This window comes from Clostridium sp. (assembly GCF_051656525.1).
In the GTDB taxonomy this organism is placed as follows: domain Bacteria; phylum Bacillota; class Clostridia; order Clostridiales; family Clostridiaceae; genus Clostridium.
Window position 1 is genome coordinate 22,069 of the sequence record NZ_JBOGCC010000093.1, and the last position, 15,544, is coordinate 37,612.

41 protein-coding genes and 1 pseudogene are annotated in these 15,544 nt (G+C 28.9%); all 42 read right to left on the reverse strand.

Annotated elements, in window-relative coordinates; translation table 11 throughout:
- Positions 1-40: 40 nt before the first annotated feature.
- Positions 41-649: a hypothetical protein gene (locus ACRDDY_RS03525; RefSeq protein ID WP_438563587.1), complete on the reverse strand. Its 609-nt coding sequence runs from the start codon at positions 647-649 to the stop codon at positions 41-43.
- A 45-nt stretch (positions 650-694) separates the two neighbouring features.
- Positions 695-859, reverse strand: a complete 165-nt coding sequence (locus ACRDDY_RS03530) for a DUF5659 domain-containing protein (protein WP_438563588.1) — start codon at positions 857-859, stop codon at positions 695-697.
- A 411-nt stretch (positions 860-1,270) separates the two neighbouring features.
- Positions 1,271-1,633, reverse strand: a complete 363-nt coding sequence (locus ACRDDY_RS03535) for a hypothetical protein (protein ID WP_438563589.1) — start codon at positions 1,631-1,633, stop codon at positions 1,271-1,273.
- Positions 1,633-2,061 (reverse strand): hypothetical protein, encoded by a 429-nt coding sequence (locus ACRDDY_RS03540; protein WP_438563590.1) that lies wholly within the window; start codon positions 2,059-2,061, stop codon positions 1,633-1,635. The genes ACRDDY_RS03535 and ACRDDY_RS03540 overlap by 1 nt, the downstream gene beginning before the upstream one ends.
- A gap of 12 nt (positions 2,062-2,073) precedes the next feature.
- A complete protein-coding gene (locus ACRDDY_RS03545; RefSeq protein WP_438563591.1) occupies positions 2,074-2,286 on the reverse strand; it encodes a hypothetical protein in 213 nt (70 codons plus the stop codon).
- A 25-nt stretch (positions 2,287-2,311) separates the two neighbouring features.
- A complete protein-coding gene (locus tag ACRDDY_RS03550; RefSeq protein ID WP_438563592.1) occupies positions 2,312-2,731 on the reverse strand; it encodes a hypothetical protein in 420 nt (139 codons plus the stop codon).
- Between the two features lie 117 nt (positions 2,732-2,848).
- A complete protein-coding gene (locus ACRDDY_RS03555; protein ID WP_438563593.1) occupies positions 2,849-3,124 on the reverse strand; it encodes a hypothetical protein in 276 nt (91 codons plus the stop codon).
- Positions 3,125-3,135: 11 nt separating this feature from the next.
- A complete protein-coding gene (locus tag ACRDDY_RS03560; RefSeq protein ID WP_438563594.1) occupies positions 3,136-3,450 on the reverse strand; it encodes a hypothetical protein in 315 nt (104 codons plus the stop codon).
- Between the two features lie 41 nt (positions 3,451-3,491).
- Positions 3,492-4,034: a hypothetical protein gene (locus ACRDDY_RS03565; RefSeq protein WP_438563595.1), complete on the reverse strand. Its 543-nt coding sequence runs from the start codon at positions 4,032-4,034 to the stop codon at positions 3,492-3,494.
- An 18-nt stretch (positions 4,035-4,052) separates the two neighbouring features.
- Complete coding sequence (locus ACRDDY_RS03570) at positions 4,053-4,277, reverse strand: hypothetical protein (protein WP_438563596.1); 225 nt, start codon at positions 4,275-4,277, stop codon at positions 4,053-4,055.
- A gap of 130 nt (positions 4,278-4,407) precedes the next feature.
- A pseudogene (locus ACRDDY_RS03575) lies at positions 4,408-4,977 on the reverse strand (DNA adenine methylase); the annotation flags it as partial.
- 16 nt (positions 4,978-4,993) lie between these two features.
- Complete coding sequence (locus ACRDDY_RS03580; protein WP_438563597.1) at positions 4,994-5,263, reverse strand: DNA adenine methylase; 270 nt, start codon at positions 5,261-5,263, stop codon at positions 4,994-4,996.
- Between the two features lie 43 nt (positions 5,264-5,306).
- Positions 5,307-5,552: a hypothetical protein gene (locus ACRDDY_RS03585; RefSeq protein ID WP_438563598.1), complete on the reverse strand. Its 246-nt coding sequence runs from the start codon at positions 5,550-5,552 to the stop codon at positions 5,307-5,309.
- Positions 5,553-5,578: 26 nt separating this feature from the next.
- A complete protein-coding gene (locus tag ACRDDY_RS03590; RefSeq protein WP_438563599.1) occupies positions 5,579-5,788 on the reverse strand; it encodes a hypothetical protein in 210 nt (69 codons plus the stop codon).
- A 27-nt stretch (positions 5,789-5,815) separates the two neighbouring features.
- The gene (locus ACRDDY_RS03595; protein ID WP_438563600.1) at positions 5,816-6,223 is read right to left on the reverse strand and encodes a hypothetical protein; all 408 of its coding nucleotides are present in this window, start codon (positions 6,221-6,223) and stop codon (positions 5,816-5,818) included.
- Position 6,224: 1 nt separating this feature from the next.
- A complete protein-coding gene (locus ACRDDY_RS03600) occupies positions 6,225-6,380 on the reverse strand; it encodes a hypothetical protein (RefSeq protein ID WP_438563601.1) in 156 nt (51 codons plus the stop codon).
- Between the two features lie 13 nt (positions 6,381-6,393).
- The gene (locus tag ACRDDY_RS03605) at positions 6,394-6,723 is read right to left on the reverse strand and encodes a hypothetical protein (RefSeq protein ID WP_438563602.1); all 330 of its coding nucleotides are present in this window, start codon (positions 6,721-6,723) and stop codon (positions 6,394-6,396) included.
- Positions 6,698-7,108, reverse strand: coding sequence for a hypothetical protein (locus tag ACRDDY_RS03610; RefSeq protein WP_438563603.1), 411 nt, complete (start codon positions 7,106-7,108; stop codon positions 6,698-6,700). The genes ACRDDY_RS03605 and ACRDDY_RS03610 overlap by 26 nt, the downstream gene beginning before the upstream one ends.
- 29 nt (positions 7,109-7,137) lie before the next feature.
- The gene (locus ACRDDY_RS03615; protein ID WP_438563604.1) at positions 7,138-7,317 is read right to left on the reverse strand and encodes a hypothetical protein; all 180 of its coding nucleotides are present in this window, start codon (positions 7,315-7,317) and stop codon (positions 7,138-7,140) included.
- 32 nt (positions 7,318-7,349) lie between these two features.
- Positions 7,350-7,583 carry a hypothetical protein gene (locus tag ACRDDY_RS03620; RefSeq protein WP_438563605.1) on the reverse strand — a complete coding sequence of 78 codons (234 nt, stop codon included), beginning with the start codon at positions 7,581-7,583 and terminating at the stop codon, positions 7,350-7,352.
- Between the two features lie 9 nt (positions 7,584-7,592).
- Positions 7,593-7,745 (reverse strand): hypothetical protein, encoded by a 153-nt coding sequence (locus ACRDDY_RS03625; protein ID WP_438563606.1) that lies wholly within the window; start codon positions 7,743-7,745, stop codon positions 7,593-7,595.
- A 29-nt stretch (positions 7,746-7,774) separates the two neighbouring features.
- Entirely contained in the window at positions 7,775-8,020 is a 246-nt protein-coding gene (locus ACRDDY_RS03630) for a hypothetical protein (RefSeq protein WP_438563607.1), read from the reverse strand.
- Between the two features lie 15 nt (positions 8,021-8,035).
- The gene (locus tag ACRDDY_RS03635) at positions 8,036-8,203 is read right to left on the reverse strand and encodes a hypothetical protein (RefSeq protein ID WP_438563608.1); all 168 of its coding nucleotides are present in this window, start codon (positions 8,201-8,203) and stop codon (positions 8,036-8,038) included.
- A 10-nt stretch (positions 8,204-8,213) separates the two neighbouring features.
- The gene (locus ACRDDY_RS03640) at positions 8,214-8,552 is read right to left on the reverse strand and encodes a hypothetical protein (protein ID WP_438563609.1); all 339 of its coding nucleotides are present in this window, start codon (positions 8,550-8,552) and stop codon (positions 8,214-8,216) included.
- Positions 8,553-8,564: 12 nt separating this feature from the next.
- A complete protein-coding gene (locus ACRDDY_RS03645; RefSeq protein WP_438563610.1) occupies positions 8,565-8,801 on the reverse strand; it encodes a hypothetical protein in 237 nt (78 codons plus the stop codon).
- Positions 8,802-8,829: 28 nt separating this feature from the next.
- Positions 8,830-9,000, reverse strand: coding sequence for a hypothetical protein (locus ACRDDY_RS03650; protein WP_438563611.1), 171 nt, complete (start codon positions 8,998-9,000; stop codon positions 8,830-8,832).
- Between the two features lie 101 nt (positions 9,001-9,101).
- Positions 9,102-9,521 (reverse strand): hypothetical protein, encoded by a 420-nt coding sequence (locus ACRDDY_RS03655; protein WP_438563612.1) that lies wholly within the window; start codon positions 9,519-9,521, stop codon positions 9,102-9,104.
- Positions 9,514-10,044 (reverse strand): hypothetical protein, encoded by a 531-nt coding sequence (locus ACRDDY_RS03660; RefSeq protein WP_438563613.1) that lies wholly within the window; start codon positions 10,042-10,044, stop codon positions 9,514-9,516. Before ACRDDY_RS03660 ends, ACRDDY_RS03655 begins: the two co-directional genes overlap by 8 nt.
- Positions 10,045-10,218: 174 nt before the next feature.
- On the reverse strand, positions 10,219-10,545 hold the full coding sequence (locus tag ACRDDY_RS03665; protein ID WP_438563614.1) for a hypothetical protein: 327 nt from the start codon (positions 10,543-10,545) through the stop codon (positions 10,219-10,221).
- A gap of 2 nt (positions 10,546-10,547) precedes the next feature.
- A complete protein-coding gene (locus ACRDDY_RS03670) occupies positions 10,548-10,799 on the reverse strand; it encodes a hypothetical protein (protein ID WP_438563615.1) in 252 nt (83 codons plus the stop codon).
- 12 nt (positions 10,800-10,811) lie between these two features.
- A complete protein-coding gene (locus tag ACRDDY_RS03675; protein WP_438563616.1) occupies positions 10,812-11,318 on the reverse strand; it encodes a hypothetical protein in 507 nt (168 codons plus the stop codon).
- Positions 11,319-11,338: 20 nt separating this feature from the next.
- Positions 11,339-12,073 (reverse strand): DUF262 domain-containing protein, encoded by a 735-nt coding sequence (locus ACRDDY_RS03680; protein ID WP_438563617.1) that lies wholly within the window; start codon positions 12,071-12,073, stop codon positions 11,339-11,341.
- 21 nt (positions 12,074-12,094) lie between these two features.
- Positions 12,095-12,364, reverse strand: coding sequence for a hypothetical protein (locus tag ACRDDY_RS03685; protein WP_438563618.1), 270 nt, complete (start codon positions 12,362-12,364; stop codon positions 12,095-12,097).
- Positions 12,365-12,375: 11 nt separating this feature from the next.
- Positions 12,376-12,879, reverse strand: a complete 504-nt coding sequence (locus tag ACRDDY_RS03690) for an NUDIX domain-containing protein (protein WP_438563619.1) — start codon at positions 12,877-12,879, stop codon at positions 12,376-12,378.
- A 29-nt stretch (positions 12,880-12,908) separates the two neighbouring features.
- Positions 12,909-13,136 (reverse strand): hypothetical protein, encoded by a 228-nt coding sequence (locus ACRDDY_RS03695; RefSeq protein WP_438563620.1) that lies wholly within the window; start codon positions 13,134-13,136, stop codon positions 12,909-12,911.
- Between the two features lie 9 nt (positions 13,137-13,145).
- Positions 13,146-13,490 carry a hypothetical protein gene (locus ACRDDY_RS03700; RefSeq protein WP_438563621.1) on the reverse strand — a complete coding sequence of 115 codons (345 nt, stop codon included), beginning with the start codon at positions 13,488-13,490 and terminating at the stop codon, positions 13,146-13,148.
- A 10-nt stretch (positions 13,491-13,500) separates the two neighbouring features.
- The gene (locus ACRDDY_RS03705) at positions 13,501-13,758 is read right to left on the reverse strand and encodes a hypothetical protein (protein WP_438563622.1); all 258 of its coding nucleotides are present in this window, start codon (positions 13,756-13,758) and stop codon (positions 13,501-13,503) included.
- A gap of 99 nt (positions 13,759-13,857) precedes the next feature.
- Positions 13,858-14,112: a hypothetical protein gene (locus ACRDDY_RS03710; RefSeq protein WP_438563623.1), complete on the reverse strand. Its 255-nt coding sequence runs from the start codon at positions 14,110-14,112 to the stop codon at positions 13,858-13,860.
- A 9-nt stretch (positions 14,113-14,121) separates the two neighbouring features.
- Positions 14,122-14,517, reverse strand: a complete 396-nt coding sequence (locus tag ACRDDY_RS03715) for a hypothetical protein (protein ID WP_438563624.1) — start codon at positions 14,515-14,517, stop codon at positions 14,122-14,124.
- A 61-nt stretch (positions 14,518-14,578) separates the two neighbouring features.
- Entirely contained in the window at positions 14,579-14,815 is a 237-nt protein-coding gene (locus ACRDDY_RS03720) for a hypothetical protein (protein ID WP_438563625.1), read from the reverse strand.
- A gap of 208 nt (positions 14,816-15,023) precedes the next feature.
- The gene (locus tag ACRDDY_RS03725) at positions 15,024-15,275 is read right to left on the reverse strand and encodes a hypothetical protein (RefSeq protein ID WP_438563626.1); all 252 of its coding nucleotides are present in this window, start codon (positions 15,273-15,275) and stop codon (positions 15,024-15,026) included.
- A gap of 63 nt (positions 15,276-15,338) precedes the next feature.
- Positions 15,339-15,518 carry a hypothetical protein gene (locus tag ACRDDY_RS03730; protein ID WP_438563627.1) on the reverse strand — a complete coding sequence of 60 codons (180 nt, stop codon included), beginning with the start codon at positions 15,516-15,518 and terminating at the stop codon, positions 15,339-15,341.
- Positions 15,519-15,544: the final 26 nt, after the last annotated feature.

Genomic DNA, 15,544 nt, shown 5'->3' on the forward strand with positions numbered 1-15,544 from the left:
TTATACAACAATAATATCACACTTTTGAAGTGTTGTCAAGTTATAAATCAAAATATTCTATTGGTGGTGCTATTCGTCCATAATGAGATGTCTCAACCTTTGGGAGCACAAATCTAGTTGTTTTTAAGTTTAAATCCTGTATATTATTTTTTATGACATCTTCATGTATATATATTTTATTCAACTTCTCTTGGTAGGTATATTTAAATCCCATTGATTCACATACTCTCTTAAACACTGTTCTATTGTCAAATATTCCATAAAATACAACTGGAGATATTATGAGTGCTGAATACTTCTTGTTCCAACACCTCAAACTCAATACAAACACTTGTTTTCTTGTTTTACACGAATAAAATAGTTGGATGTCTTTGAATATTAAAAAATCTTTTTTCAATTGTAGTCCAGTCCCATTTTGTGAAATCAATCCTAGTCGAATCATTTTTTCTTCAGCATCTAAAAACATTTTGTTCGTATATTGTTTCTTTCTGTAGCACCATATTTTAGTGCATCTGCTCATAGTCCTAACTGTCAACCCTATATTTGTAGATAACAATAATAATATTCTAATCTCTAATATAGTTAAATCATGATTAAAAACCTCTTTGCTCAAATAATAATTTTCACTCGTCAAATCTAATTTTAACATTTTTCACCTCTTGTCTGATATTCGTTTGGTAAGTAAAAATAGATATCACCTACTATTCATGATATCCATAATTGCCATATTCAATTCCTCTGTATCCTCAAATAAAAAAACTTTTAATCTAGGATTTTTTATATACACCTCATGTTTTACAATTTCAAACCCCCTATTTATAAGTTCATTCGCCAACCACATTTTAAAAATCCTCTTCATTTTAAAACCTCCTATTTTAAACCATTTTTATGACGCCTACTTTTTGAAGTAAACACGCCTACTTTTTGAAGTTTTTGTGCCTACTTTTTAGAGCGTAAACGCCTACTTTTTAGAGCTACATTTTTGAATTTTTACCAACAACCCCTTGACAACATTGACATCGTGTGCTATACCTTTAAATCATAAAGGTATTAAAAGTATTTAAGGTATTTAAAAGTACCATAAAGAAAATACCAAAGAACACTCATGAGAGGCTCGGCATACGCCTCACTTCTCATTTCGTGGACTATATATTTCGTCCACCATAAACACCACCTCCTCATTAACAATATATCACACTTCAAAGTCTTTGTCAATATTTATTTTTTGCAAATAAAAAACGAGTGCACATCACACTCGCTAATAAAATTACTATTCTATAAAAACATATCTTTCTCTAAAAATTCTTCTCTCTTTTATATCATCACCTTCATATTCTTTTTCGCAATTAGGACAAATGACATAATCTAATTTTTCATATTCTTCTTTATTATACATTTCATCATCGTATTCATTGCATTTTACGCACCAAAATATGTACTTCTTTTCTAAAATGCCTTGTGAAACTAACTCTGATAGTATTAAATCGTTATCTTCTAGTGTTATTCCGTCTATTTTATAATAGAAATATGTTGCAAGAAATCCACCTCCTATGTCAAAATAAGATATTAACTCTTGTATTTTGTCTAATATTTTTTGTTCAAACTTTAAATTTGTAAAGTCTAATTTTCTCATCATTCCTCCTCGTTAATCTCTTCATATTCTCCACTAGGTAAAACTTTATATTTCTTTGCGTTATATACATGAAAGAATGGATTTCTGTGTCCACTCATATCTAAAAACTTTTCCCAAAGAATATCTAATTCATTTTTTAAAAACTCTTTCGACTTCTCATCTATACTATCTAGATAAAACTCTGCAAACTCTCCACCTTCATCCAAAGCTCTTTCAAACATTCCATCAATCACGTCTGAATAAGCATCCGAGCCTTTATCTTTATAATTATTTATTTCTCCTATATGTACTACTGCGTAACCATCTTCTTCAAAATAATAGTCAAGCTCCATATTGTCTATTAAATCTTTGATTATTTTACTAATGTCATCCGTGTTTTTTACAGAACTATAATACTCACCACACATCGAATAAGCTAATTCTTTCATTTTATTCCTCCTCTATTTTATGAATTTCTCGCCAATTACAAACTCAACATATTCCACAAACTCTTCCCACGCCTTTTTACATCCAACTTCGTTCCAACCACCCATACCCATTCTATGAAGTGAATATTCTCCTTTATTGTATCTTCGTTGGTAATCGTATTTTAATATTTTATATCTTCCTTTGGATATACCATAGCCCTTGTCTAACAATTCTTTTATACTCATACGCTCTCCTTTTAAAACTCATATTCTATTTAGACTTAACTCTATATTTCTTAACAACTATTACTTCTTCATATTCTTCTACTTCTACAGGGTCGTTGTCATATTCATTATCTTGATTCTCAGTAGCACCTTTGAACCACACCATAGAAAATAATCTACCTTGTATTTCTATAATAGACTCTACCATATCTCCCCATCTATGCTCTTCGATTTCCTCTCTACTTACCTCATAATTCCAAGTTAATTCGGCTCTTTGTTCTCTAGTTAATTCCTCACCTTTGTCTATTCTATTTAAAACATGCGATTCCCAATCTTGTATACTCATCTTTATCTTTCCTCCTATTTTATTTTTTCTATCTTCAATTCTTTTTAAAGCTTCTTTGAGTCCACCTTTTCGACTTTCTTTCATAAACTCTTCGTATTTATTGTTAGCTATTTCAAACATTTGTCACCTACTTTTATCAATAAAACTTAAATTTTAATATTTCCTGCTATTATATCTCCACGCTGTTTGTATTTACCACTAATTTTATGCTTAGGCTTTTTCTTTTTATTGAATCTTCTAGACATATCTATCCTCCCACTCTTTTTCTATAAACAGAAGTCCTCTGCCTTCCATTCTATAATAACAGTTTTGAAATTTACTTTCTTCTTGATTGTATACCATATATCCATATTCATCATCCACTTCTTTACAAATTTCCATTATTTTACCTAGTTGTAGATACTTTTCAGATATTATTAAGTACTGAACTTTGTCGTAATGCTCATAACTTGGGTCTATTTTACATACATGAACACCGTATTTTGGAATAGATTTTATAGTTTCTCTTTTCATATCAACTCCTTTTATTTACCATCTGATATTATATATTTTATATTTCTTATATTTTTCCCATCAACTATTACCTTTACTTCTTCATCTACCTTGAAAACCTTACACCCTATAATGGTTGCATTTTGTTTATATAAAAAAGAGTCTTCGTATTTAACTTCGCTAATGCTTATTGTTTTAAACAATCCATCTGAATCCATTATTACAAATTCAGAATGAGAGCTTCCAGAGTACCCACTAGAACCAATGCCAACTATTCTTCCAACAAAAATACCTTTAGCTAAAGCTAATTGTCCAAACATAAACAAACCTAATAAAATTTTCTTCATTATTTCCTCCTCATTGTGTTAAAACTTTGATTTTATTCGCTTTATCGCTCCATCTTTTTTATTGTCTTCTGCATTCTTATTTTTGTAGGTATTTTTTTAAATATATCTTTAGAAAACTGCACTTTGTCTGTTAGTCTTCTTATTAAGTCTTCTGCATGACCGATAGCTTTTTTGGTAGGCCTTACCGTTGCAATAACCTCATCTTCTGTTTCAACATAGTCAACAATACATTTGTCGCTTAACTCGTCTCTATATAAAGTAAGGTATGACAATATGTGTAAACGTGCTCTACAGTATGCATAAGCTAGTCTGTTTGAATAAAAATCGTAATCATCATAAATTCCACCTTCATAAACATTCCACAAACTTTCTATTTCTTTATGTATTGAACAATACAAATAGCTATGAGCATTTTCAATCAAAGTATTGCCAGAACAGTGATTTTCAATCACATCTCTTGGATATCTATACTCTCTATGTAAATATGACTCCATTCTACTTATTTCTTCTTCTAAACTTACTCTTACTTCTTTTTCTTTAAATGTATATTTTTCAAATCCACTCTCTTTATGGCCGTATTTCATTACATTTCATCCTCCTATTTAATTTAATTCTTCAAAAAACTTTACAACATTATTCCACGAGTAAAATTCTTTTATATTCTCAAACCAAGTGTTACCTCCCATATCGCTTTCTTCTCTTCCTATGTCATATCTATTTTTATCCATAATCTTAGTTACAATTATATTATATTTAAAAGCTTTAATTTTAAATATTATCTCCATTCCATCTTCGACTGTTTTTCTATGGTGTGATTTCAATTTCATATCTACATCCTCCTTGATTTGTTATAACACAAGTATAACATTTATGTAAAAGTTTGTCAATATTTATTTTAAAAAATTTTAATAAATAAAAAAGAGTGCTATTTAGCACTCTCGTGATGAAACTCAACTTTTATTTATAATTTCTTATTACAACCTCTATGTCTTTTACTTTATTTTTCTTTTGATAGTTTGAGTTATTATAGTCTAAGTCCATGTACGTTATTGAGAACCCATTTTTTATAGCCCAATCTTCTAAAGTTGTATTTACAGCCAAGTTATTGGATAATGCAAATCTAACACCTTGTTTGTCTAAATTTTCACACAATTCTCTCATCTTTTCTTCTAATTGGAAATTCCAACCCTTAAATCCCCTTTTCCCATCGTTGTAATTCCCGATAGAGCCATAATAAGGTGGGTCTAGATATACAAAATCATTTTTGTCAAAATCTGAAAAGTCAAAATCTTCAAATGATTTATTTGTAAACACTATATCCATTTTGTCTAATCTATCTTTTGCTAACCTAAGTTTGCTTTCAGTTGTATATCCAAAGCAACTTTTATGGTGTCCAAAACTAGAGTTGTATTCATGGTTAGAATTAAATCTAAACTGGTTGTTAAAAGAAAAAGCCATTAAGATGTAAAGATGAATCCAATTTTTTCTTTCTCCTGTATTATACTTGTCTCTATATTTCTCAAATGCTGTTTTGTCAACCTTATTAAGATTGTTCTCTGTTACTTCTTTTTTTTAGTTTATCGACAAGCACATCTATATCTTCTTCTGATTTAATACCTTCTAATATTTGAGAGATATAAGGTATTATCTCATTATATATGTGATGTTCTGCGTTGGCATTTAAAGAAACTACTCCACTTCCTCCAAATAGGTCTACAAGTACCGATATTTTACTTGGAAACAAATCTATTAATTTCTCTATTATTTTTGTTTTGTTACCATTATAATTTATTGGCGATTTAATTACTTTCATTATATTCTCCTTTTATTTTTTATTAATAAAATCTTTCTTTTAATTATTCATCATCTTTGTCAATATAGTCTATATTTACCTCTAATTTCAAACCAGTCTTTCTTTCAAATGCTCTAGCATACTCTATAAGTTCACATACATTTTTAGTTAAATCTTCATCGTCATAAATATATGGAAAACTACTAAACTCTTCATTCTCAAACCCTCCATGTACTATACTATCTAGAAGTGCAACAACGCTACATAAGTACAGAAATCTTTTTCTTCCTATCTTTCTAGGGTTTTTCATAACAACCTCCTTTTAAAATATTCCTTTTATCTTTGCAAATAATATTCCATTTCCCAATCATCATGTTCTACTATATCTGTTGTATCTTGGAATTTATCTAACCCCTTTTTTCTATCTTCTATTATTTTTATATACGCCTCTTCATCTACTATAAATTTTTTCGTATTTTTACATTCAATATAAGCAGATAAAAAATATAACATGTAAAAAATAAATAAACTAATTATAACTATCACCACAACCTCCTTATAAAATTCATTTTATTATTTCTTACATCCTATAAATTCTCCATAATGTAGACTTGTAGGTATTTGTTTAAGTATGTGATTCTTACCCTTGCACACTCTGTTTACCAAGCAAGATTGAAGGTGACACTTGTCACACTCTTTTGGAAAATCTGACTTTTCAATCTTGTAAATACTATATCCTCTAATGTAAAAACTGCCACATTCTAACTTTTGTTCTATTTTTACTTCATCTAAATATTCTGATTTCAAAGTCACACTTAAACCATTACCAGCAAACTTTAAAACCACAAAATCGTCGACAAGACGCCCTAATAACAATACTGACTCTTCTCCTAATGTAACCAACGTTCCACTACATATGTTAACTTTTGACGAACGTAAAAATTCTAACCCTTTTTCATTTATATTATACCACTTATACATATCAATCTATATTCCCTATATAAAAATAGTCATCATCTTCTTTTATCTCATCTATAACTTGTGTATATCCATAATAGTCATACATTCGTGGAATCTGAATTATCTTACTTTTATCATCTATGTTTTTAAGTCTATCTATTAATTCTTGTACAGTCATATACTTTCTCCTCTTATTTATATTTTTCATTAATTAAATTTATTCTATCTATCATCATATTAAGAATCCAATCGCATACTATTATGTAATTATTTGTGCCACAAGTAACATATAATTTTCTACCATTAAAAGCACCATCTCCTCCAAATTTAAAATCAAACATCTTGTAGTGATGGAAATTTAACTCTTCATCTTTTAATAAATAAGGTATTCTGTCATCTATATGCGTAATAATTACGGCATATAATTCTTGATGTGGACTTACATCTTTTAATACTCTCTCATAATGAATTTCTATCGGTAATTTATCATAAGTTTTAGTTTCTTTTATCATTTTGTTCATTAATTTCCTCCTCACTTTTCTCGTCCACTTCAACTTTCTCTTGAATCAACTCTCCAAAAAAATTATGTATAGATTTTACTTTTTTCATTAAATTCTCTTCCGACATTGATGTTATGACAAGAATGTCGTTTTCTGTGTAAAAATACACCTTATTTTTGTCAAGTTCATCCAATCTACCTTCTACATACATAAACACTTCTTCATCTTTAGTCTTGTACAAAAACCCATTCCCACGAGATTCTTTTACCACTTCTTCCAATTCACTGCTAGATTTATCAAAACCTTTGTCTGAAACCAAAATTTGATAAACAATATTCCCATTCAACTCTTTGAATTTATTATCTAACTCCTTTTGTTCTTTAGTTATTTTAGGCTTTTTTATCATTTCCTACCTCTCCTCATAAAATCTTCGTTTTAATCCACAAAATCTATATCCTCATCACACATGTCATTAGTACATAACAATATACAATCTCTAAATTCAGCTACTAAACTAACTACTTCCTCTCCTTCAAGATTAGGACACATAAATTCAACTTCAAGGTGTTTGTTTTCAACCTTTTCCAATTTTTCAATAAGTTCTAAAACTGTCATATTAACCTCCTTATTAAAACCTCTGTTTTATTTTACACACATCCTTTGAAATCCTTTTCCTTTTCGACTTTCTTAACAAATTTATCAAAATCAGAGTCAAAATCTATTGTACTCCTAGTTGTTTTACCACCGTTGTAGTTATAAATATCTATATCTAAGAAATATACTGAGTCATTATCTTCTTTTGTTTTCCCTAATGTATATCTTCCAATGTGTATTTCTTTATATTTATCTAATATATCTTTTAAATCATATAATCCTTTCACTTTCGCCTCCTAATTATTAAATATTACTAACATAACACCTTCCTCTTCTATCACTTCCTTGAAATCATACACACAATCTATGTATTTCATCCTATCCATAAATTCGATTGGTAGGTTTTCATCATATTTATTTAACATTTTTTTAAATTCTTTTACTGTCATACAACCTCCTTCTAAGGTTTAATTTTTATCTATACTATTTTAAATCTATCTAAATTGTAATATCCAACTTCTTCCATATCGTTAACAATACATATATTTCTTATTTTTTCATTATGTATTATTTCACCATTAGACTCATAAGTTTTTCCTTGTTTTATATTAAACACACCTTTGTCGTTTATACACAATAATATTAACTTAGGTTTTAAAATATCTCCTATACCCCACGACTCTTTTACAATTTGCATTCCACTTGACAACTTTGGCTTTTCCATTATTTTCCACCCTCCTTAAAATATTAAATCAAAATAATCTATAACTCCACCATCTTCTTCACAAAAATATATTATTCCATTTTCAACAACGTGATAAGAACAATCTAGCTCACAATCTGTGGTGTCCTTGATTGTATCATAATTCCATTCATTTCCATCTTGGTCATAAAAATGTACTATCATCTTTCCTCCTTTATTTTAAATCTTTAACTAACTTATCACTATCCCAACTTAAAGGAAAGAATCCCCATTGCTCGTCTGCAAAACCTTCTTCACTAAAAGAGCCATCTCTATGACCATCTCCATCAAACAAAACCCATTTAACTTCAGAAGGTTTTAATATCTTTTCATATACTAAAATACCTAACATATTAATTATAGTGTCTTGCTCTGTTTTAATTCTAATATCATTATTATTTGATTTTATAAGTTTTGTTAAATTTTCCTGCATTCTCTTTTCACTACCTATAAATTCTATTCCATTTATTTTCTTTATTTGGTTTAAGTCGTCACAACAATATACAGTTATCATTTTACTACCTCCTTATATTCTTAACATACCTTTCTCTGCCATCTCTTTTATTTTCAACGCTAGTTTATCCCACTCTTCAAAAGTACACATTTCTTCAAACCAACTATGTCCAGTAAAATCACTATACTCTCTTATTGAGAAAGCATATCCATTCCAAGATTTTATAATTTGATATTCTTCTGTGTTCATATAAAATGATATTCCAAAGCCATCGTCAACTGTCTTTTTATGGTGTATTTTTAATTTCATTCCTGCCTCCCGTGTTAAAATATATCTTTTATTCGTAATATTCTTTTTCTACGATTGTTTTGCATTCGTTACAAGTTTTAGACTGGTCACACCTATCCTTGCCTTTGTCACACCTGTTTTTGCAAACATATTGCCAAAACTCATACCATTCAATATCTCCATCAATATCTTCAAAATCCTTTGGGTTTGGAACTATCACAAAACCACCTCCTTTTTATAAATACATATTAACACGCATACAATATTTTGTCAATCTTTTTTTAAATTATTTTTAACAAAAATAAAAAAGACCACATAGGTCTATTCTAGTTCTTTTTGTTCACTCATAATTTTAGTTAAATCTTGTATATTGTTCATAATCGCTTGGGTTATAAAACTAGATTTAATTCCATTAGCTCTACGTAGGTTATTTACAACTATATCTATTGTTGCACATATATCTGATGATAAATATATTGAACCATTGTAATTACAACTTCTCCTGCCATCGACAATAATCGAATCTGACTCAATTTTCACATGTTTAGTTATAGCCAAGGCTTCTATTATCTTACTCTTAGAAACTTTTATATTCTCATCTACCAAAAAACTTATCCATTTTTCAAAATTAGTGTAATTCCTACCATTTATTTTTAAGTAAAATGGTTTTAAAACCTCATCTTCTCTATCCTTTTTTAATTTTACTAATCCCTTTATAACCTCATCAATTTCATTAAGCATATTTCAAATATTCGGACAGTGCTTTTATTTCTAAATCTCGTTTGTTTAAATGTGGATATTTTTTCTTCATCATAGAATAAATTCGCTTATACTCTTGGAGTTCTTTGGATTCAAAATCTTTTTTATAAATATCTATGGTTGAAAACTCTGCTTCTCCCCAAAATTTAGACTTTATTTCTTGTAAGAATTTAAAATCCTCTTCATTCCCAACGTCTTTATTATCTGGATGTAGCATTTTAGCCACTTGTTTATACGATTTAGTTTTTAAATAAGACAGCCGAAACTCCTCCTTTTTGTCTTCTCGTATTTGTGGTTTTTCTTCAAATTCCTTTCTTATATATTCTAACACTATTATCTGCCTTTTTTTAGGCAACAAGATTAATATATCCAAGCTCGAATCCTTAGAGTTTATCTCCTGTTCTATATTTAAGTTATTTTTTGTTGCTAAATTTAAAGCGTATTTGCTCATATCTCCATTGCTTTTTGGCGAATAAGCTACGTTTAATATATCTTTTATCCTCAACTCTAATTCATCTCCCTTTTTATTAATCTATGGTAATAATACCACATTTTTTATAAAAAATCAATTAGGGAAATAAAAAAGACCCAAATTGGGTCTTAGGTTTATTATTTTAATTTTCAAAACCCTCTCTATTTGGTGGTTTTCGTTTTGACAATTGGTAATAAAATGAACACTTTATCTATTTATATAAACACAACCTTCTTCAACCTCTACTTCTAGCTCAAACAATAGTTCTAAGTCCCAATTTCCACTCATAATTGATAGGTCATTGCATTCTCTACATAAATAATTTATACCACCTATACATTTATCTAAAAACCTACCTCTCCACTCATCTTCTTTGTGGTACTCTTTGGATTCGTTTAACTCTTTTACTATTTTATCTATAATTATATTTACTTCATCCCATTCTTTTCCTGTTATATCTACTATTTTTCTTTTATATGGGAATTTTATATCGTCATCAAAATTTACTTTTACAACCATAAAGTCTTTTTTCATTATCATACCTCCACTTCAAACGTATTTAAAAAGTTATTTTTATCCAAATACCATTCTTTATCTCTCTTTACACTTTCGTCAACCAATTTACCTAACCACTTTAATTTGTCTGCTTGATGTTCTTCCCAACCTTTTTCGTTATTAATATATTTGTAACAATTTTCAGCAGTCCACATAGCACCATTTGAACAAGGTGGAGCTACTATAGAAAACATACCTTCATCTGTAAATATTAAAGTTCCTGTAATTTTCATTAAAACGCCTCCTTAAAAGTCTATTATATCTTGAGTTTTATTTTCATAATCTATCTCAACTAGAACTGCACATATTTCAAACTTATTCTTGTCCTCTTTTATCCACTCATTTATCCTATTTTTATATAATTCTGCTACTGACTTGTGTTTAATCCACATAGCTCTTGTTATATCTCCCATTGCAGACCTAGTTCTAAACCCTTTGTCTTTTACAAACTCTCCAATTTCCATTAAATAAGTATCTTCTCCTTGTACCAACAGCCAAGTTACACCTATTTTTGACACTACTTTATCTTCTTTTATACTAAAACAATTATCATGCAATTTAATATTTCTAGAAAATTCATACTCTTTTTCTAGTCCTTCTTCACTTAAAAATATCTTACCACTTTCAAATTCTATAATTGAGTTTATTTCAGCACTTAGTGGGTAGTCGCATTCATAATCTGTTCTATAACATCTTGGGTCAAAATCTTTTTTATATTGCTTACTACGTCTTTTTTCAATTAGTCTCAACATTCTAATAAGGCCACCTAATTTCACTTTATCATCTCCTTCACTTTCTCAATATGTTCATCTGACATTTTAGTACCAAGTGCGTTTATTTCTAAAAACAACTCTATTTTCTCTTGTAATGTCAAATCGGTTTGATTCCATTTTTCTATTCTAGTATAATTAACTTTATGTCCAACTATGAAATTAAAATCTTTTGGATTTAAGTCTTTCATGTACATTCCATTTTCAAGTGGGAATTTATTAGTCATAAAGTCAAAAACCGTAGACAAGCGTTGTTTTCCATCTACGCATTCATATCTACCAACTCTATCTATTGCAGACCAGTTTAATATTATCGTTGGCGATATACTAGCTTTATCTTCAAATAACGCTTTTATATACTCTTGCTTTTGCTTCAAACTCCATACAAAGCCTCTTTGATAGGGCACATCTAATATCAACTCTCCTGCTAGGTAGTCTTCATACATATACGACAAACTAGTTGACATAGTTGGTGTTCTTTTTATAATTTTATCCCATTTAGACTCTTGTCTTAACTCTTTTATATTGTCGTCAAAAGGTGTGTCTTTTAACTCCCATGTATAAAATGTAATATAGTCGTCTTTGTGCCAACCTTTAGCATAATCCCTGCTGTTCTCGTGCCATTGTTCTCCTTTACATATTACCTCATTTTCTTTCTCTCTATATCCCAACACTTCTAAATTTCTAAAATAGTTTCTAGCACTATAAACCTTTTGACCTATTTTAAACTTATTCACAACATCCTCCTGTTAAAACTATTATTTTATTAATTTACTATGTACTTCGTATTTATACTTATCATCTTTCGATTTGTAGACGTACATCTTTGTTATATCTGCCAACATTATATCATCTTTAAATATACATGTACCAATATATAGGCTAATAAACTCGCCTTTAGAATTTACACAAATTAATCTTGTGCTATACCCCCCACCTGTATCAGTTATTCCTATAACCTTACCTATAAATTCTTTTGCAAATATTATATTAGATAGTAGAAGTATTCCTAAAATTATCTTCTTCATTTAACCCTCCTTTATGAATACTTCCTAATAATTGCCATTACGGCCACATAAGACCTAATACCATGGAGTAGATGATAAGTTTTATGTTCGAAATTTTCATCTATTTTTATAGCTTTAAATGCTATCCCTTCTTTTTCATCGTTACACTTTAGGGTTTTCTCTATTTCTTCTAAAGTCTCATTTAACTCTATTAAGAATAAAGAATTTCTTTCAGTAGATGTTCCAGAAGAAACTAATTTATTTACATACACCACTTCCATTTTATGTAGGCATATATTGTAATCTATATTAGTTTCTTCTAGCATTTCTCTTTTCAGTGACATCAAGGTATTCTCTCCGTTATCTACATATCCACCAAACAAATTTATATGTTCGCTGTTCACAGATGCTCTATATTGACTTGCAAATATTGCATATTTATCTTTGGTTACTAGTGCAAAGTTTACACTATCTGGCATCTCCAATACTTGAAACCCATTTTCTAATGTCTTGATTTTACTATCTAAGAATCCCATTTTTCCTCCTTTATCAACTATTATTTTGTTCAGACCCCATATATCCAATCAAAATCACGTTTTCTATCTTCATCATTTAACTTAAACCATTGGTGCGTATCTGAGCTATAGTTCCCTATGATTGGCTCTCCATATTCTTTTCCTAAGCAATTCGCCAACCATTCATGTACAGCATCATCTACGTAAATATCTCCTTTTTCTTTTTCATAAAACTTAGCACACAATATTCTTCCGTCTTTTTTAATAAGTAAAGCCATATATTCTCCCTATAACTCTGTTATGTCTACATTTACTCTTTCTATATTCTCTAACTTTTTAAACCTTATATGTAGATATTCTATTATCTCTTCATGATACATGTCTATGAAACTTCCTAAGCTTATAGTAGACACCCAATCGTGAAATGACTTTGTCTCTCTTTTAAACTCCTTTATTAACTCTTCATCGCCTTTGACATCTTTTGAAAATTTTAGGTAACATATTTCTTCTCTATTATTCTTATGTATACTTTTCAACTCATTGATAACCATTTCTTCTGTTATAACTTCATCTGACTCTACAATCAAACTATACCTATTTTCATATTCACATAAATTTATTTCATACAACATACCTTCCTCCTTAATACTTTATTCCTAACAATTTCGCCATTAATACTACACTTGGTGCAAATAATAAAAATAGGCTTGTTACAATTAATGTTATTATAGATATTATTGTCATTATCTTAAGTTTCTTTTGGGTTGAAATATCATGTTTTTGTCTTTCAAACACGTAAGCAACTCCAAATGTAAGCATAAAACCAACTGAACCTCCATTTAGAAAATAAATAAATGTAGATATATTATCGTAAACCTCTAGCAAATATCTCTTATCCATGGTAACCTCCTAACTTTTCTACAATTTTAGCTAATAAATATAACAAAGCTATAATTATTAATATCCAATAAATCCCATTTCCATAATCTACATATTTCATCATAACTTACCTATAATAGAATTTAACAACTTTCCTTGAAACTCCATTTGCTTAGTATATTTATCATCTAAATCATTTTCCAACATATTAATAACTATATTTAGAATGTTAATCTTTCCTCTAAGATATCCTAATTCTTCATAATATTCATCTGTAGATTCAAATTCTTCTTTTATTTGAAAAAAGGTCATGTCCCTAAGTATTATTAGCCTATTTTCTACATTAAACCTCATGTCATATAATTTAGTTAACATATACACCTCCTATAAACTTTTTAACTTATTTTCTATATCGTTAAGCTCTATATCTAATTCTTCTAAACGCTTTTTGTTTGACTTTATAGATTCTTCAGCTCGTTTAATTTCATAATTACAAGTCCACTTTGATTTGTTTATTTCATATTGAATTTTTATTAAATCTGCATACTCTTTTATATCTTTATCTCCAACATAGTGCATTGTCTCCAATTGTAGTTTGCAAGACTCCATCGTTTTGATATAGCACCATTCATAATTACTATATTTCCCATCAAATGGTTTTATAAACCACCAACCATCTTCAAGCTCTATTTTATAACTACCACCACTAAACTCTATATGTTTTACTCCTTTTATATTTCCAGCTTCTTCCAAAAACTTATCTCTTGTAATTTTAGCCATCTATTTCCTCCTAAACTTATTTTATAAACTAAGTATAAACCACTTTTGTCAATTTGTCAAGCTAAATTTTTACTAATTTATTATCAGACCAATCTCTGGTGAACCTCTTAGGCATTTTTAAACCATCGTGTAACACAAAAATCTCCTCTTTATCTTCAGATAACAAAGTCTTAATAACTTGAAACCTCTTTGTGTTCCTCACAAACTCTCCAAAAACCCACTTCGAACTCAAGCTCAACTTTCCAAAATGCTCCCAGTTTATTAAGTCTTTTGTTAAAACAACGTATTTAATTGCCATTTTTATCACTCCCTGTTTGTTTATTTTACATAAATACATCTTATCACACTTTGTAATGTGTGTCAAGATTTATTTTATTTATTTACAAAAAGAAATATAATAAATAAAAAACGAGGATTTTACTCCTCGTCTTCTTTGTGTGCAAATAAATTTTCTAATCCCTTTAACAATTCCTCTTCTGTCAAATCTTCAAACCTAAATTCCATACCTACCACGCTCCTAATATTTTCTCTATTTGTTCCATAGAAACTAAAACCTTTCCAAATACTTCTTTGTGCTGATATTCTCTTAATGAAACTTCAATATAAAAACCAACAGTCGTAATTTTAATATCTTTTATTGAATACTCAAATTCCTCGTTCTTAGGATTCATTTCTTCTACCACATACTTTTTAACTAACATCTTTAACTCTTTTGACTCTAAAAATTGTTGCACTCTTAATATATCTCTATATGTCATATATATCATCTCCCGATTCCTTTATAACACAATGATACACCAAGAGTGCTAATTTGTCAAGATTTATTTTTTAATTTTATAAATAGTATTTGATTTTGACCCAAATATTGCAAACAAGATTACATACGCAACTGTTAGTTGCCAAAAATTTAATGGAATAGTTGGGAATACAAATAGCGACACCCAACTTAATGCCATAGCTGGTAAACTAACAACCACAATAATCAGTAAAACTAACGACATTATAACACCTAATTTAAATAATAAAT

What these genes read in the sequence shown, in the direction of transcription:
- ACRDDY_RS03525 (WP_438563587.1), bottom strand. Translation starts at nt 649, where the DNA reads ATGTTAAAATTAGATTTGACGAGTGAAAATTATTATTTGAGCAAAGAG.
- ACRDDY_RS03615 (WP_438563604.1), bottom strand. Translation starts at nt 7,317, where the DNA reads ATGACAGTTTTAGAACTTATTGAAAAATTGGAAAAGGTTGAAAACAAA.
- ACRDDY_RS03625 (WP_438563606.1), bottom strand. Translation starts at nt 7,745, where the DNA reads ATGACAGTAAAAGAATTTAAAAAAATGTTAAATAAATATGATGAAAAC.
- ACRDDY_RS03705 (WP_438563622.1), bottom strand. Translation starts at nt 13,758, where the DNA reads ATGGATAAGAGATATTTGCTAGAGGTTTACGATAATATATCTACATTT.
- ACRDDY_RS03545 (WP_438563591.1), bottom strand. Translation starts at nt 2,286, where the DNA reads ATGAGTATAAAAGAATTGTTAGACAAGGGCTATGGTATATCCAAAGGA.
- ACRDDY_RS03670 (WP_438563615.1), bottom strand. Translation starts at nt 10,799, where the DNA reads ATGAAAATTACAGGAACTTTAATATTTACAGATGAAGGTATGTTTTCT.
- ACRDDY_RS03600 (WP_438563601.1), bottom strand. Translation starts at nt 6,380, where the DNA reads ATGACTGTACAAGAATTAATAGATAGACTTAAAAACATAGATGATAAA.
- ACRDDY_RS03725 (WP_438563626.1), bottom strand. Translation starts at nt 15,275, where the DNA reads ATGACATATAGAGATATATTAAGAGTGCAACAATTTTTAGAGTCAAAA.
- ACRDDY_RS03695 (WP_438563620.1), bottom strand. Translation starts at nt 13,136, where the DNA reads ATGGCTTTACTTATTAAAAAAGACGGAAGAATATTGTGTGCTAAGTTT.
- ACRDDY_RS03685 (WP_438563618.1), bottom strand. Translation starts at nt 12,364, where the DNA reads ATGAAGAAGATAATTTTAGGAATACTTCTACTATCTAATATAATATTT.
- ACRDDY_RS03665 (WP_438563614.1), bottom strand. Translation starts at nt 10,545, where the DNA reads ATGAAAAAAGACTTTATGGTTGTAAAAGTAAATTTTGATGACGATATA.
- ACRDDY_RS03605 (WP_438563602.1), bottom strand. Translation starts at nt 6,723, where the DNA reads ATGAACAAAATGATAAAAGAAACTAAAACTTATGATAAATTACCGATA.
- ACRDDY_RS03655 (WP_438563612.1), bottom strand. Translation starts at nt 9,521, where the DNA reads ATGCTTAATGAAATTGATGAGGTTATAAAGGGATTAGTAAAATTAAAA.
- ACRDDY_RS03580 (WP_438563597.1), bottom strand. Translation starts at nt 5,263, where the DNA reads ATGAAAGTAATTAAATCGCCAATAAATTATAATGGTAACAAAACAAAA.
- ACRDDY_RS03565 (WP_438563595.1), bottom strand. Translation starts at nt 4,034, where the DNA reads ATGAAATACGGCCATAAAGAGAGTGGATTTGAAAAATATACATTTAAA.
- ACRDDY_RS03675 (WP_438563616.1), bottom strand. Translation starts at nt 11,318, where the DNA reads ATGTTGAGACTAATTGAAAAAAGACGTAGTAAGCAATATAAAAAAGAT.
- ACRDDY_RS03700 (WP_438563621.1), bottom strand. Translation starts at nt 13,490, where the DNA reads ATGTTGTATGAAATAAATTTATGTGAATATGAAAATAGGTATAGTTTG.
- ACRDDY_RS03610 (WP_438563603.1), bottom strand. Translation starts at nt 7,108, where the DNA reads ATGATAAAAAAGCCTAAAATAACTAAAGAACAAAAGGAGTTAGATAAT.
- ACRDDY_RS03635 (WP_438563608.1), bottom strand. Translation starts at nt 8,203, where the DNA reads ATGATAGTACATTTTTATGACCAAGATGGAAATGAATGGAATTATGAT.
- ACRDDY_RS03630 (WP_438563607.1), bottom strand. Translation starts at nt 8,020, where the DNA reads ATGGAAAAGCCAAAGTTGTCAAGTGGAATGCAAATTGTAAAAGAGTCG.
- ACRDDY_RS03550 (WP_438563592.1), bottom strand. Translation starts at nt 2,731, where the DNA reads ATGTTTGAAATAGCTAACAATAAATACGAAGAGTTTATGAAAGAAAGT.
- ACRDDY_RS03715 (WP_438563624.1), bottom strand. Translation starts at nt 14,517, where the DNA reads ATGGCTAAAATTACAAGAGATAAGTTTTTGGAAGAAGCTGGAAATATA.
- ACRDDY_RS03560 (WP_438563594.1), bottom strand. Translation starts at nt 3,450, where the DNA reads ATGAAGAAAATTTTATTAGGTTTGTTTATGTTTGGACAATTAGCTTTA.
- ACRDDY_RS03640 (WP_438563609.1), bottom strand. Translation starts at nt 8,552, where the DNA reads ATGATAACTGTATATTGTTGTGACGACTTAAACCAAATAAAGAAAATA.
- ACRDDY_RS03595 (WP_438563600.1), bottom strand. Translation starts at nt 6,223, where the DNA reads ATGTATAAGTGGTATAATATAAATGAAAAAGGGTTAGAATTTTTACGT.
- ACRDDY_RS03645 (WP_438563610.1), bottom strand. Translation starts at nt 8,801, where the DNA reads ATGAAATTAAAAATACACCATAAAAAGACAGTTGACGATGGCTTTGGA.
- ACRDDY_RS03710 (WP_438563623.1), bottom strand. Translation starts at nt 14,112, where the DNA reads ATGTTAACTAAATTATATGACATGAGGTTTAATGTAGAAAATAGGCTA.
- ACRDDY_RS03540 (WP_438563590.1), bottom strand. Translation starts at nt 2,061, where the DNA reads ATGAAAGAATTAGCTTATTCGATGTGTGGTGAGTATTATAGTTCTGTA.
- ACRDDY_RS03530 (WP_438563588.1), bottom strand. Translation starts at nt 859, where the DNA reads ATGAAGAGGATTTTTAAAATGTGGTTGGCGAATGAACTTATAAATAGG.
- ACRDDY_RS03585 (WP_438563598.1), bottom strand. Translation starts at nt 5,552, where the DNA reads ATGAAAAACCCTAGAAAGATAGGAAGAAAAAGATTTCTGTACTTATGT.
- ACRDDY_RS03730 (WP_438563627.1), bottom strand. Translation starts at nt 15,518, where the DNA reads ATGTCGTTAGTTTTACTGATTATTGTGGTTGTTAGTTTACCAGCTATG.
- ACRDDY_RS03690 (WP_438563619.1), bottom strand. Translation starts at nt 12,879, where the DNA reads ATGGGATTCTTAGATAGTAAAATCAAGACATTAGAAAATGGGTTTCAA.
- ACRDDY_RS03555 (WP_438563593.1), bottom strand. Translation starts at nt 3,124, where the DNA reads ATGAAAAGAGAAACTATAAAATCTATTCCAAAATACGGTGTTCATGTA.
- ACRDDY_RS03535 (WP_438563589.1), bottom strand. Translation starts at nt 1,633, where the DNA reads ATGAGAAAATTAGACTTTACAAATTTAAAGTTTGAACAAAAAATATTA.
- ACRDDY_RS03720 (WP_438563625.1), bottom strand. Translation starts at nt 14,815, where the DNA reads ATGGCAATTAAATACGTTGTTTTAACAAAAGACTTAATAAACTGGGAG.
- ACRDDY_RS03570 (WP_438563596.1), bottom strand. Translation starts at nt 4,277, where the DNA reads ATGAAATTGAAATCACACCATAGAAAAACAGTCGAAGATGGAATGGAG.